Below are 12,916 nucleotides of genomic sequence, written 5' to 3'. Positions count from 1 at the left end.
GATGAACATGGGATACGCACCCGACGCGCGACCGCTCGCACCGGACCACATCGCGCTGACCGAGGACTCGTCACACCGCGCCCGACGTGATCTGCAGCGGCTTCACCGCGGTGTCTACGCGGATCCGACCGTCACGCTGACCGCCACCGATCGCATCCGCGCCGCCTACCTCAGTGCGGGTCCGGGCTCTGTCGTCGCCGGTCTCAGCGCACAGTTCCTGCACGGCGTCCACTACCCGGATGTCGACGGCGACGTCGAGCTGATCCGCGATCTCCGTGGCCAAGGTCGGCGCCGCACCGGTGTCCGCTTCCTCCGAACGGACCGGCTCGCTGCCGACGACATCGTCGAGATCGCCGGGTTGCCGGTCACCAGCGTGGTCCGCACCGCATACGACCTCGGTCGACGACGACCCGACTGGCTCGCGCTCGGTCATCTCGACGACCTCGCCCGCAGCGCAGGCCTCGACCTGGCCGACCTGTGGGCATACACCCGTGACAACCCCCGTGCCCGGGGAATCTGTCAGCTGCGTGAACTCGTCGGTCTCATCGAACCCCTGGCCGAGTCACCAGGTGAGAGCTGGACGCGCCTCGTCATGCACCGGCACGAACTCCCACCACCCGAGAGTCAGATCGAGGTGTTCGACGAGGCGGGCAGGCTGATCGCCCGCTTCGACCTCGGCTATCGCCGGTACAAGATCGGGATCGACTACGACGGCGTCGACTACCACTCGTCCGACGCACAGAAGCTCCACGATCTGCGGCGCGACGGTGCAGTCATGCGGAGGGGGTGGATACCCCTCCGCACAACCTCCGCGGCGCTGTCCGCGGACGAGAACAGCGAGATGGCGAAGATCAGAGGCGCGCTGGAACGCCGCGGCCACCGATGACGCGTCGACAGCCGCCCACTCGACGTCCGGAACCGCCCAACCGACGTCTGGAAACGCCCACTCGACGTCCGGAACCGCCCAACCGACGTCCGGAACCGCCCAACCGACGTCTGGAAACGCCCACTCGACGTCCGGTAGCGCCCACTCGACGGGGTGAGCGTCGGGTCCTGGTCAGAGGGCTTTCGTCTGGCGGAGGACCCAGGCGTGCTCGAAGGCGACTTCCTCCCACTGCTTGTACCGTCCGCTCACGCCACCGTGGCCGGCGGTCATCTCGGTCTTGAGCAGGATCGGGGCATCCGAGGTGGTGTGGTCCTGCAGCCGTGCGACCCACTTGGCGGCCTCGGTGTACATCACCCGCGTGTCGTTGAGCGATGTGATCGCCAGGATGGCGGGATACGCCTTCTCTTCGACGTTCTCGTACGGCGAATAGCTCTTCATGTACGCGTACACCTCGGGATCCTCCAGCGGGTTGCCCCACTCGTCCCACTCGATGACGGTGAGCGGCAGCGACGGGTCGAGGATCGACGTCAACGGGTCGACGAACGGCACGACGGCGAGGATCCCGCTGAACAGCTCGGGCGCCATGTTCGCGACCGCGCCGATGAGCAGCCCGCCCGCGGAACCGCCCTCCCCCACCAACTGCGCGGGGGTCGTCGCACCGGTGTCGACGAGATGCTGTGCGGCGTCGACGAAGTCGCTGAAGGTGTTCTTCTTCGTCAGCGTCTTGCCGTTCTCGTACCAGTGCCGACCCATCTCGCCACCACCGCGGATGTGGGCCACGACGAACACGACCCCACGGTCCAGCAACGACAGGCGCGCGATGGAGAACGCCGGGTCCATGCTGGCCTCGTAGGACCCGTAGCCGTAGAGCAGCGTGGGCGCGGGACGGTCGACGCCGCGGCGCGCGATCACCGACAACGGCACCTGCGTGCCGTCGCGGGCGGTCACCCACTCACGCCGCTGCTCGTAGTCGGCGGGGTCGTAGCCGCCGAGAACGGGCTGGCGGCGCAACAGGATCCGCTCCCCGGTCCGCAGGTCGAGATCGAACACCTCGGACGGTTCGATGTAGCTGGTGTACCCGATCCGCAACCGCGGTGCCGTCCACTCGGGGTTCGAGGCGAGCCCGGCCGACGAGATCTCCTGTGCGAACTCGACCTCAGCGAACTCGACCTCGTCGTCGACACCGAGACCGGTGAGGTCGGCGACAGCGATCCGCGGGGTCGCCGCGCGGCGGTAGCTGAGCACCAGCCGGTCGGCGAAGGCGTCGACACCCTCGATGCGGCGGTCGACGTCGTGTGCGACGACCACGCGCGTCGCCGTCGGGTCGTCGACGGGCGCCGAGAGCACCTCGAAGTTCTCGGCGTCCTCGTTGTGCGTGATGAGGAAGCGGTCCGCACCGCCGATGACGGCGTGCTCGACGTCGTACTCGATGCCGTCCCGACGGGGCCACACGACGCGGAACTCGCCGGTCGGATCGGATGCGTCGAGGACATGCACCTCGGAGGTGATCTTCGAGCCCAGCGCGATGATCAGGTACCGATCGCTGCGGGTGGTCCCCATGCCGACCCAGAACCGTTCGTCGGATTCGTGGAACACACGGACGTCGTCGGTCCCCGCACCGATGTCGTGACGCCACACCGTGTCCGGCCGCCAGGCGTCGTCGACGGTGAGATAGAAGACGTGGCGCCCGTCCGCCGACCACGTCGCACCGGGCGCGGTGTTCTCGACCGTGTCGGCGAGCATCTCGCTGGTGGTGAGGTCCTTGAACCGCACCGTGTACCGCTCGTCACCGACGGTGTCGACGCCATAGGCGAGCAGGGTGCCGTCGTCGGAGACGGAGAACGACCCGAGCGAGTAGAAGTCGGTCCCCTCCGCCTCGACGTTCGAGTCGAGCAGGACGGTCTCGCCGTCGAGCGGGTCGTCGCCGACCGTGGGTGGGTCCCAGTCGTCGTCGCCGCGGATCGGGCACCGGCAGCTGATCCCGTACTGCTTGCCCTCGAGGGTGCGCGAGTAGTACCAGAACCGTCCGCGCCGCACCGGGACCGACATGTCGGTCTCCTTGGTGCGCGCCTTGATCTCCCCCACGATGTCCGATCGCAGGTCGGCGAGTTCGGCGGTGTCGGCCTCGGTGAGGGCGTTCTGCGCCTCGAGGAACGCGATCACCTCGGGATCGTCCTTCTCCCGCAGCCATTCGTAGTCGTCGACCACGACGTCGCCGTGATGCTCGCGCGTCGACGGCACCTTCTTGGCCGCCGGCACCCCGCTCACAGCGCACCTGCCGGCCACTGCGCGAACGAGCGACCCGAGATCGTCTCGTACGCCTCGATGTACCGCCCCCGGGTCCGCGCGATCACATCGTCGGGAAGCGGAGGCGGTGGCAGCATCCCCGTTCTGTCCCAACCGGATTCGGGGCCGGTCAGCCAGTTCCGCACGATCTGCTTGTCGAAGCTCGGCTGCACCACCCCGGGGGTGTGGATGCCGGCATCCCAGTACCGCGAGGAATCAGGGGTGAGCACCTCGTCGGCCAGCACGAGGGATCCGTCCGGCGCGAGCCCGAACTCGAACTTGGTGTCGGCGAGGATGATCCCGCGGCTCGCCGCGAGTTCGGCGCCGCGCATGTAGATGTCGAGCGTCGCGTCCCTCGCCGCGCGGGCGGTCTGTTCACCCACACGGGCGACGACGCCGTCGAAGTCGATGTTCTCGTCGTGCTCGCCGACGTCGGCCTTGCTGGCCGGCGTGAACAGCGGCATCGGGAGGCGCGACGCCTCCAGCAATCCCTGCGGCAACGCGATCCCGCACACCGATCCCGTCGCGCGGTAGTCGAGCAGACCGGAGCCGGTGAGGTACCCGCGGGCAACGCATTCCACCGGGAGCATGGGCAGCTTGCGCACGACCATCGACCGGCCGACCTCGGCGGCGGGGATGCGGGGGTCCTCCGGTCCGCCGACGAGGTGGTTGGCGACCCCGAGCGTCTCGAACCAGAAGAACGACATCGCCGTCAGCACCCGCCCCTTGTCCGGGATCAGGCTGTCGAGCACGTGGTCGTAGGCGGAGATGCGGTCGGTGGACACCATGAGGAGCGTCTCGGCGTCGATCTCGTAGAGCTCACGGACCTTGCCCGACGCCACATGCCGATAGGACTCCAGGGAAGGACGCATGACCCCAGGCTAGTGGTGTACCGCCGGACACTCGCGCGCCTACCCTCGTCGACCATGACGACGCCCGACCCTTCGCGTCCCGCCGTGCGGATCCGCTACTGCACCCTGTGCAACTGGCTCCTGCGGGCCAACTGGATGGCCGCCGAACTGCTCTCCACCTTCGGCACCGAGCTCGGCTCGGTGACGCTGCTCCCCGACACCGGTGGCGTCTTCCGCGTCGACGTCGACGGCGTGACCGTGTGGGACCGGTCGACCGACGGCGGCTTCCCCGACGCCGCCGAACTCAAGCGCCGGGTCCGTGACGCAGCGTTCCCCGACCGCGACCTCGGACATGGCGACATGCGCACGTCCTGATCTGCGGGGATGAGCACGGGCGCCGCCGTGCGTTGTACCGACGAACACACCGACCGCGAGGAGTCACCGTGACCGACACGACCACCGCCCTGCACGACGTCCTCGTCGATGCGTTCACCCGCGCCGACGACGCAGTCACCGCGCTCACCGACGGCGCGACGGCGGAGTCGCTGACCTACCGCGTGGACGCGGAGGCGAACACCATCGCCTGGCTGATCTGGCACTCCGCACGCGTCGTCGACGACCACATCAGCGGCCTGTCCGGCGAGGAACAGCTGTGGCCGCAGTGGCGCGACCGGTTCGACCTGCCGTTCGACGACTGGGCGACGGGCTACGGGCAGAGCAGCGACGAGGTCGCAGCCGTTCCCGGCGACGGTGATGCGTTGCACGGCTACTTCCACGCCGTGCACCTCACCGTCCTCGACTACGTCGGCGACCTGACACCCGACGAGGTCGAGCGCGTCGTCGACGAGAACTGGGATCCGCCGGTGACGGCCGGGGTCCGCCTGATCAGCGTCCTCAACGACGTCACCCTGCACATCGGCCAGGCGCAGTTCATCGCCGGCGTCGCCGGCCGGGCCGGCGCCTGACCTAGAGGATCGGCGCCGGCGTGTAGCGGGCGGCGTCGGGGTACTGGTCCGCCAGTCGACCGACCGCGGCGACGACGTCGGCCACCTGTTGTTCGGCGGCGCCGATGAACGCGTGCTTGTCGGCGAGGGCGGCCTCGAGCGCCGCGCGATCGAGTGGGAGCCGGTCGTCTGCCGCGAGACGATCGAGCAGGTCCGGCTCGCGGCCCTCCTCGCGCATCGCCAGCGCGACGGCCACCGCGTTCTCCTTGATCGCCTCGTGCGCCGTCTCCCGTCCGACGCCGGCACGCACGGCGGCGATGAGCACCTTGGTGGTCGCCAGGAACGGCAGGTAGCGGTCGAGTTCGTTCTCGATCACCGCGGGGTAGGCGCCGAATTCGGCGAGCACCGTCAGGAACGTCTCCATCAGCCCGTCGACGGCGAAGAACGCATCGGGCAGGGCGACGCGTCGCACCACCGAGCAGAAGACGTCGCCCTCGTTCCACTGCGCACCCGCCAGTTCGGCGGTCATGGAGGCGTACCCGCGGAGCACGACGGCGAGACCGTTCACCCGCTCGCAGCTGCGGGTGTTCATCTTGTGCGGCATCGCCGAGCTGCCGACCTGACCGGGCTGGAAGCCCTCGGTGACGAGCTCGTGGCCGGCCATGAGGCGGATGGTGTGCGCCATCGACGACGGCCCCGCGGCCACCTGCACCAGCGCCGAGACGACATCGTGGTCGAGTGAGCGTGGGTACACCTGCCCCACCGACGTCAGCGAACGTGAGAAGCCGAGGTGCGCAGCAACTCTCGATTCCAGCGACGCCAGCCGGTCGGTGTCGCCGTCGAACAGGTCGAGCATGTCCTGCGACGTCCCCATCGGGCCCTTGATGCCGCGCAGCGGATAGCGGCCGATGAGCTCGTGCAGCCGGGTGAGCGCGATGAGCAGCTCGTCCGCGGCCGATGCGAAACGCTTGCCGAGCGTGGTCGCCTGTGCGGCGACGTTGTGGCTGCGACCGGCCATCACGACCGAGGAGTACTGCGCCGCCCGATCGGCCAGCCGGGCCGCGACCGCGATGCCGTGCGCGTGCACGTGCTCCAACGACCGCAGGATCTGCAGCTGCTCGACGTTCTCGGTGAGGTCGCGGCTCGTCATCCCCTTGTGGATGTGCTCGTGCCCGGCGAGGGCGTTGAACTCCTCGATGCGGGCCTTCACGTCGTGGCGGGTGACCCGCTCCCGCTCGGCGATCGATGCCAGGTCGACGTCGTCGACGACGCGCTCGTAGTCCTCGATCACCCCGTCGGGGACGTCGACACCGAGGTCGCGCTGCGCGGTGAGGACGGCGATCCACAGCCGACGCTCGAGCACGATCTTGTGCTCCGGGGACCACAGGGTGACCAGCTCGGCCGAGGCGTATCGCCCGGCCAGGACATCGGTGATGCGCGGCTTCTCAGACACGCGGCTCATTGTGCCCCGCCCGGTGACGGCGGCCCCAATCGCCGGGTCAGCGGCAACTGGGCGCCAGCACCTCGACGACGTGGGTCAGTGCCTCGTAGGTCGCGGCGTGCACGTCCTCGACCGAATCGGACAGCGCGCGAACCACTGCGCCCTCCTCCACCGCCATCAGTTGCACGACGGCGGTCGCATCCGGTGACCGTCCCGACTTCTCGAGCACCTCGTGGTGCAGCTCGCCGAGCAGCTTCCCGCGGTTCACCAGCATCGGGCGGAGGCGCGGAAAGCGTTGCGCCAGAACGACGACCTCGCAGCGGGTCGTGAGCATCTCGCGGTCCTCGCCGATGAAGACGTCGGCGAGCGCCTCGGCCGTCGCCTCGCATCCACGCCGGCGTCGTGTCAGGTGCGTCGCCCGGTCCCGGACCGCGTCGAGGTCGTCGTGACAGACGTGCGAGACCGCCTCCACGACGAGATCCTCGAGCGACTCGAAGTAGTAGGTCGTCGACGCCAGCGGCAGGTTCGCGCGTTCTGCGACAGCGCGATGCCGAACGGCGTCAAACCCGCCCTCCACCAGCAGATCTCCCGCAGCGGCGATGAGACGGGCACGACGCCGCAACCCCTTGGGAGTCGCTGCTGACGTCATGGGAGGACATGCTGCCAAATCCGAGCTTGCCACCGGCGCGTTTTCGCAGGTCTCGTCCACACGCCGCCGACATCGGCTGCATCAGCCCCGGGTCAGCACCGGCCCGAGGAGCTCCAGTCCGCGGTCGATGTCGGACCGGTCGCCCGCGAAGCTGAGACGGATGGTGCGCGTGCCACGCACGGTGTCGAAGTCGACGCCTGGGGCGATCGCGACACCGGTGGTGTCCAACACGTGTCGGCACCAGCCGAGGCTGTCGTCGGTCACGTGGCCGACGTCTGCGTAGAGATAGAACGCGCCGTCCGGCGGCGCGATCTCGGTGACGCCGAGCGAGGCCAGTCCCTCGATCAACGCGTCGCGGTTGTCGGTGTAACGCGCCACGTGGGTGTCGCACTCGGCGAGCGACGCGTCGTCGAACGCTGCCACCGCCGCGATCTGGGACAGCGTCGGCGGACAGATCGTGAGGTTGGCGGTGAGACGCTCCACCGCGCGCCGGTAGCGCTGCGGCACGAGCATCCATCCCAGCCGCCACCCCGTCATGCAGAAGTACTTCGACACCGACCCCATCACCACCGCCTCCCGCGAGGTCGACCATGCGCACGACGTCGCCGGCGCGCCCGGGTGTTCGATGCCGTGGTAGATCTCGTCGGAGATGAGCAGCGTCCCGCGCTCCTCACACCATCGGGCGAGGTCGGCGAGGTCGTCGGGCGGGATGATGGTGCCCGTCGGGTTGGCGGGGCTCGCGACGATGAGCCCGGCGGGCGGCTCGCCGAGCGCGTCGAGCATGTCGACGGTGAGACGGAAGTCGGACTCGGCCCCGCAGTCGAGTTCCACCACCTCGCAACCGAGCGCGCCGAGGGCGTTGCGGTAGGCCGGGTATCCCGGCCGCAGGAGCACCACTCGATCGCCCGGGGAGAACGCCGCCAGGAAGATCAGCGTGAACGCCCCCGACGACCCGGTGGTCACGACGACGTCGTCGGGGTCGACGTCGAGTCCGTACCGCCGACGGTGATGACCCGCGATCGCACCACGGATGGCGGCCGTCCCGGAGGATTCGGTGTACCCGAGCAGGTCGGTGTCGATCGCGTCGTGCACCGCCTGCCGGACCGGCGCCGGCGCGGGCGTCGACGGTTGGCCCGCCGCCAACGAGACGACCTCGAGTCCCGCGGCCCGTCGGGCCGCACCGGCCGCGAGCACGTCCATGACGTGGAACATCGCGATGTCCGAGCGGTCGGACGGTCCGCGCGCGGACGTCTCGGGACGCGAGGTGGCCATGCGTCGCCGCGGGTACGCCATAGGACGCACTGTATGCCAGAGCCGGTACCCTCTGGACTCGTCAGAGACGGTCCCGCCCATCCACTCGCGGTGGATGTCGGACCTCGGGGCGGGAGAGGGGTATGCGCGCAGTCGACCGACGCACCGTGCTGGGTGCGGGCGCCGGGATGGGTGCTCTGCTGGCCCTCGGCGCATGTGGTGCCGACGAGTCGGGGCCCCGCCGCCGGGCTCAGACGCGCAGCCAGGACGAGGTCTCGCCCGAGTCGACGCCGCCCACGAGTCCCGCGCCCGGTGACCCCGCCCTGATCACGGGCAGTTTCCGATCGGCGAAGATGCTGGGACGCGAGACCCGGTGGATCGTCGCGCGACCGCCGGGCGTCGTCGGGACACTGCCGGTGGTCGTCGTGCTGCATGCTCTCAACACGGACGAGAAGACCGCTTTCATCAGCAGCCTGCAGATGCACCGGTACCTGGCCCAGTCGGTGGCCGCGGGCACCGAACCGTTCGCGCTGGCGGCCCCCGACAGCGGCCGGAACTACTACCACCCCCGCCGCGACGGTGCCGACGCCGCGGCGATGGTGATCGACGAGTTCCTGCCGATGCTCGCCGCCGACACCTCCCTGGGACTGTCGACCGAACGCATAGGCCTCTTCGGGTGGTCGATGGGCGGCTACGGCGCGTTGCGTCTCGGTGCGCTCATGGGGCCCGATCGGGTCGCTGCGATCGCCGCCAGTTCGCCCGCCCTGTGGGGTGACCCCCGGACGTTCCCGCCCCGCGCGTTCGACGGTCCCGAGGACTACCGCGCCAACTCGCTCTTCGGCCGACAGGACGCGTTCACGCGGATCCCGCTGCTCATCGACATCGGGGCGAGCGACCAGTTCTACCTCTACACGCGGCAGTGGATGGCCGGACTCCATCCGCCGGCGGCGTTCACCACCTCACCGGGCGGTCACAACAACCGGTTCTGGCGCAGCGTCCTGCCCGATCAGCTGGCCTTCCTGGGCCGCAACCTCGCCGCCTGAGCGGTCCCTGCCGCCCAACGAACGGTTCCTGCCGCCCAACGAACGGCGGTTCCCAGACGTCGAGTGGGCGGTACCGGACGTCGAGTGGGCGGTACCGGACGTCGAGTGGGCGTCACGGGATGCTGATACGGCCTTCCAGGGCGGAGAGGCCGATGTCGGTGCGGTGATGCGACCCGGCGAGACGGATTCCCGCGATCCGCTCGTACGCCTGAGCGCGCGCACCGTCCAGATCGTCGCCGACACCGACGACCGCCAGCACGCGACCACCCGACGAGACCACGGCCCCGTCGGCGTCGAGACGGGTCCCGGCGTGCAGCACCCCGGCGCCGTCGGCGCCGGTGATCGGGTCACCGGTGCGGGGTGTGCCCGGATAGTTCTCGGCCGCGACGACGACGGTGACCGCCGCGCCCGACCGCCAGCGGAGAGCCGGCAGCTCGGCGAGTCGTCCTGTGGCCGTGGCGTTCAGCGCCTCACCGAGCGGCGACTCGAGCAGGGCGAGCACGGCCTGCGTCTCGGGATCGCCGAAGCGACAGTTGAACTCGACGACCGCGGGGCCGTCGGCGCCGATCGCCAGTCCGGCGTACAACAGACCACTGAACGGGCACCCACGTGAATCCATCTCGCGGACAACCGGGGTGACCACCTCGTCGACGATCCGCCCCACCATGTCCGCCGGCAGCCACGGCAGCGGCGTGTAGGCGCCCATGCCACCGGTGTTGGGGCCCTGGTCGTCGTCGCCGACGCGCTTGTGGTCCTGCGCCGGCAGGAGCGGGACGACGTCGGTGCCGTCGACGAGACAGAACAGCGACACCTCGGGTCCGTCCAGGAAGGACTCGAGCAGCACGGGGTGACCTGCCTCCAGCAGATCCGCGGCGTGCGCCCGCGCGACCGCGCGATCGGCGGAGACCACCACGCCTTTGCCTGCGGCGAGGCCGTCGTCCTTCACCACCCACGTCGGGCCGAACCGATCCATCGCGGCGTCGAGATGCGCCGGGTTGTCGACGATCTCGCTGTGGGCGGTCCGCACTCCGGCCGCCGCCATCACGTCCTTGGCGAACGCCTTCGACCCCTCGATCCGTGCGGCCGCAGCACTCGGGCCGAACGTCGCGAACCCCGCGTCACGCAGTGAGTCCGCGACCCCGAGCACCAGCGGCACCTCGGGGCCGATGACGACGAGGTCGGCACCGATCTCACGCGCCAGCGCGACGACCGCGTCGGAGGATGCGACGTCCACCGCATGGTTCGTCGCTACCGAGCGGGTGCCCGCGTTGCCGGGCGCGACGTGCAGGTCGTCGACTCCCGGGTCGGCCGCCAGGCCCAGGAGGAGGGCATGTTCGCGTCCACCGGATCCGATCACCAGAACTCGCACGGGGCTGGACTCTACCGTCGGACCCAGCGGACCGACGTCATCGTGCCGGTCGTCGCCCGGCGACGCACAGACCGAGCGGTCCGCGTCGGGGGGACCGTTCACCGTCTCGAACCCGCCGCGTCAGCCGCCTCGGTGACATCCGCGACGAGCCTGTCGAATCTGCCGTTCACCGCATCGAGGACGTCCTGCCTGGTGGTCGGTGCCCAGGAAGCATCCACGCACCGTCCAGGGCAGGATGCGCAGACGGTTCACGACGACGATGCGCGCCGTCGGCGCCGCAGCTCGGACCGCCGTGTACACGGCGTCCAGACGTGACCGCGGACCGTCGAATCAGACGACAGGGTCTCTCATCCCGCCCGCAGGCGCGCGAGGGCCTCGGCGCGGTGCCTGGTCCCGATCGTCTCGTCGACCGCGACGATCCCGACGGGTGCGACCGCGGCGATGACCAGTGCGTACACCACCGACAGGCCCGCCGCGGCCGCACCGACCGCGATCGCGAGGATCGCGACCCCCGCAGCGGTCAGTGCGACGTTGAGCACGTCGAACTCGACCAGGTACGAGTAGGTCATCGTGAGCATCACGAAGTAGACGGCCAGCGGCACCGCGACCGCGGCGACCACGACGGCCGCGCCCACCTCCGAGTGGTGCTCGATGTAGAGCGCCGCCACATGCAGACCGGCGCCGACCGCGGCGATCGCCATGAACACGAGGATGTGGGAGTAGCCCCACACGAAGCACTTCGAGCGATCACGCTCGAGGGCGTCGCCCGTGGGCACCACGAAGTAGATCCACCACAGCGAGAAGGTGATCGCGACGCCGGCGAGCCCGAGAACCGCCGTCTCGAGACTCCAGCCCTGCTCGGCGAGAACCGACTGCAGTGCGACAGCGGTCCCGACGATGCCCTCACCGAGCGTGATGATGGCCAACAGCCCGTACCGCTCGGCGATGTGGTGCGGATGCCACGGCGTCGGCCTGCGCCGTTCGGCGACGAACGGCCCGCCGAGTTCGACCCCGACGAGGACGACGGTCGCGACCAGCGTCGGCACCAGCGCCATCTGCGCGATGATCAGTGCGACCCAACCGATCTGCGCCACGAGGATCGCGGCGGCGTAGGTCAGACAGGTCCGCCGGTAGGTCTCGCTCTGCGCCGCGGCACGCAGCCACTGGAACATCATGGCGACCCGCATCACGACGTACCCGAGCACGAGGACCCGGTTGTCGATGTGGGAACCGGCGTCGATCGACGCGAAGACGGGTGCGATGCCCAGCGACACGATGAGCACACCACCCATCTGCACCATCGTCACCACGCGGAACACCCAGTCGTCGGTGTCGAAAGCGGAGGCGAACCAGGTGAAGTTGATCCACGCCCAGATCGTCGCGAACGACGAGAAGAGGAAGCCGGCGATCGCCGCCAGATAGTGCCCCTCGGCGAGGTACTCGGCGACCTGCACTCCGGCGACGGAGAACGCCACGACGAACGTCAGGTCGAAGAAGAGTTCGAGATCTGTGGCGGTGCGGCCGTCCTCGTGGTGGTCGCGGCCGGTCATCCGCCGGATCCGATGGGCCACGGAGGGGGCCGTGGGGGTCGCGGTCATGGGTCCTCCCGGTCGGTCGCCCGTCGCATCGTGGGCGATGTCACCGGTGACCGTATCGGGCGCGCCCGCGCGGTGCGCCTCAGCCGACGACGCGGGCGACGAACGCCGCGATGTTCTCCTCCACGCGCGCGATCTTGAGGTCCACGTCGAGATCGTCGCGGTACTGCTTGCCCAGGGCCGGAGTGCGCGTTCCCCGCGCGTAGGCCGAACACGCCAGGTCGGAGCAGATGTAGGCGCCGACGGAGTCTCCTCGTCGGCCCGCGGCACCCGCTTTCGCCGCCGTCATCAGCGAGACCCCACCGGATGGGTGCGTGGTCTGGCAGATGGTGCACATCTGCGCCCGCCTCGTCGTCCCGGACGCGTGCCGGAGGGCGACGCCGGTGACTGATTCGCCGGTCGGGACGACGATGTACGCGCGGCCGGCGTAGGTCGCGTCGGACCACCCGAGGAAGTCGAGGGCGGGCCAGTCGACGGCGTCGAGCCCTGCAGGCACCGACATCCGCTTGGCGTCACCCTTCGAGCAGTTGACGAACGACGAGCGGATGTCGCTCTCGGTCAGCGCGAGCACGGAGAACTCCTCGGAGGTGGACGTGATCGC

Annotated in this window: 12 protein-coding genes; 4 read left to right on the top strand and 8 right to left on the bottom strand. The window is 69.7% G+C overall.

The window, feature by feature from the left end:
• Position 1 precedes the first annotated feature (1 nt).
• Entirely contained in the window at positions 2–886 is an 885-nt protein-coding gene (locus tag ACXVUM_RS11300; protein WP_458521879.1) for a hypothetical protein, read from the top strand.
• Between the two features lie 171 nt (positions 887–1,057).
• Here ACXVUM_RS11300 and ACXVUM_RS11295 read toward each other — a convergent pair whose 3' ends face one another.
• Positions 1,058–3,154, bottom strand: coding sequence for a S9 family peptidase (locus ACXVUM_RS11295; protein ID WP_458521878.1), 2,097 nt, complete (start codon positions 3,152–3,154; stop codon positions 1,058–1,060).
• Positions 3,151–4,044: a phosphoribosylaminoimidazolesuccinocarboxamide synthase gene (locus ACXVUM_RS11290; protein ID WP_458521877.1), complete on the bottom strand. Its 894-nt coding sequence runs from the start codon at positions 4,042–4,044 to the stop codon at positions 3,151–3,153. The genes ACXVUM_RS11295 and ACXVUM_RS11290 overlap by 4 nt, the downstream gene beginning before the upstream one ends.
• Before the next feature lie 54 nt (positions 4,045–4,098).
• Between ACXVUM_RS11290 and ACXVUM_RS11285 the strand changes: the two genes are divergently transcribed.
• Together ACXVUM_RS11285 and ACXVUM_RS11280 are read left to right on the top strand one after the other, a co-directional pair.
• Positions 4,099–4,398: a SelT/SelW/SelH family protein gene (locus ACXVUM_RS11285; protein WP_458521876.1), complete on the top strand. Its 300-nt coding sequence runs from the start codon at positions 4,099–4,101 to the stop codon at positions 4,396–4,398.
• Positions 4,399–4,466: 68 nt separating this feature from the next.
• Complete coding sequence (locus tag ACXVUM_RS11280; protein WP_458521875.1) at positions 4,467–4,988, top strand: mycothiol transferase; 522 nt, start codon at positions 4,467–4,469, stop codon at positions 4,986–4,988.
• Between the two features lies 1 nt (position 4,989).
• On the opposite strand, the gene purB is transcribed toward ACXVUM_RS11280, so the two are convergent.
• The 3 genes from purB to ACXVUM_RS11265 all read right to left on the bottom strand — a co-directional run bounded on the left by purB (position 4,990) and on the right by ACXVUM_RS11265 (position 8,350).
• Positions 4,990–6,420, bottom strand: coding sequence for an adenylosuccinate lyase (gene purB / locus ACXVUM_RS11275; RefSeq protein WP_458521874.1), 1,431 nt, complete (start codon positions 6,418–6,420; stop codon positions 4,990–4,992).
• A 46-nt stretch (positions 6,421–6,466) separates the two neighbouring features.
• Complete coding sequence (locus ACXVUM_RS11270; RefSeq protein WP_458521873.1) at positions 6,467–7,057, bottom strand: TetR/AcrR family transcriptional regulator; 591 nt, start codon at positions 7,055–7,057, stop codon at positions 6,467–6,469.
• A gap of 81 nt (positions 7,058–7,138) precedes the next feature.
• Entirely contained in the window at positions 7,139–8,350 is a 1,212-nt protein-coding gene (locus ACXVUM_RS11265; protein WP_458521872.1) for an aminotransferase class I/II-fold pyridoxal phosphate-dependent enzyme, read from the bottom strand.
• A gap of 101 nt (positions 8,351–8,451) precedes the next feature.
• Between ACXVUM_RS11265 and ACXVUM_RS11260 the strand changes: the two genes are divergently transcribed.
• Entirely contained in the window at positions 8,452–9,351 is a 900-nt protein-coding gene (locus tag ACXVUM_RS11260; protein ID WP_458521871.1) for an alpha/beta hydrolase, read from the top strand.
• Between the two features lie 112 nt (positions 9,352–9,463).
• Here ACXVUM_RS11260 and purD read toward each other — a convergent pair whose 3' ends face one another.
• The 3 genes from purD to ACXVUM_RS11245 all read right to left on the bottom strand — a co-directional run bounded on the left by purD (position 9,464) and on the right by ACXVUM_RS11245 (position 12,886).
• On the bottom strand, positions 9,464–10,720 hold the full coding sequence (purD, locus tag ACXVUM_RS11255) for a phosphoribosylamine--glycine ligase (protein ID WP_458521870.1): 1,257 nt from the start codon (positions 10,718–10,720) through the stop codon (positions 9,464–9,466).
• Positions 10,721–11,067: 347 nt separating this feature from the next.
• Positions 11,068–12,318, bottom strand: coding sequence for a low temperature requirement protein A (locus ACXVUM_RS11250; RefSeq protein WP_458521869.1), 1,251 nt, complete (start codon positions 12,316–12,318; stop codon positions 11,068–11,070).
• A gap of 79 nt (positions 12,319–12,397) precedes the next feature.
• Positions 12,398–12,886, bottom strand: coding sequence for an FBP domain-containing protein (locus ACXVUM_RS11245; RefSeq protein ID WP_458521868.1), 489 nt, complete (start codon positions 12,884–12,886; stop codon positions 12,398–12,400).
• Positions 12,887–12,916 lie beyond the last annotated feature (30 nt).

The sequence above is a fragment of the Williamsia sp. SKLECPSW1 genome (assembly GCF_054332755.1).
Note: the sequence above shows the minus strand (reverse complement) of the source record. Positions and strands in the feature narration are given on the sequence as shown.

Bases quoted from the DNA above. Each gene is read 5' to 3' on its own strand.
- ACXVUM_RS11300 (WP_458521879.1), top strand. From the start codon at position 2: ATGAACATGGGATACGCACCCGACGCGCGACCGCTCGCACCGGACCAC.
- ACXVUM_RS11290 (WP_458521877.1), bottom strand. From the start codon at position 4,044: ATGCGTCCTTCCCTGGAGTCCTATCGGCATGTGGCGTCGGGCAAGGTC.
- ACXVUM_RS11285 (WP_458521876.1), top strand. From the start codon at position 4,099: ATGACGACGCCCGACCCTTCGCGTCCCGCCGTGCGGATCCGCTACTGC.
- ACXVUM_RS11270 (WP_458521873.1), bottom strand. From the start codon at position 7,057: ATGACGTCAGCAGCGACTCCCAAGGGGTTGCGGCGTCGTGCCCGTCTC.
- ACXVUM_RS11265 (WP_458521872.1), bottom strand. From the start codon at position 8,350: ATGGCGTACCCGCGGCGACGCATGGCCACCTCGCGTCCCGAGACGTCC.
- ACXVUM_RS11260 (WP_458521871.1), top strand. From the start codon at position 8,452: ATGCGCGCAGTCGACCGACGCACCGTGCTGGGTGCGGGCGCCGGGATG.
- ACXVUM_RS11250 (WP_458521869.1), bottom strand. From the start codon at position 12,318: ATGACCGCGACCCCCACGGCCCCCTCCGTGGCCCATCGGATCCGGCGG.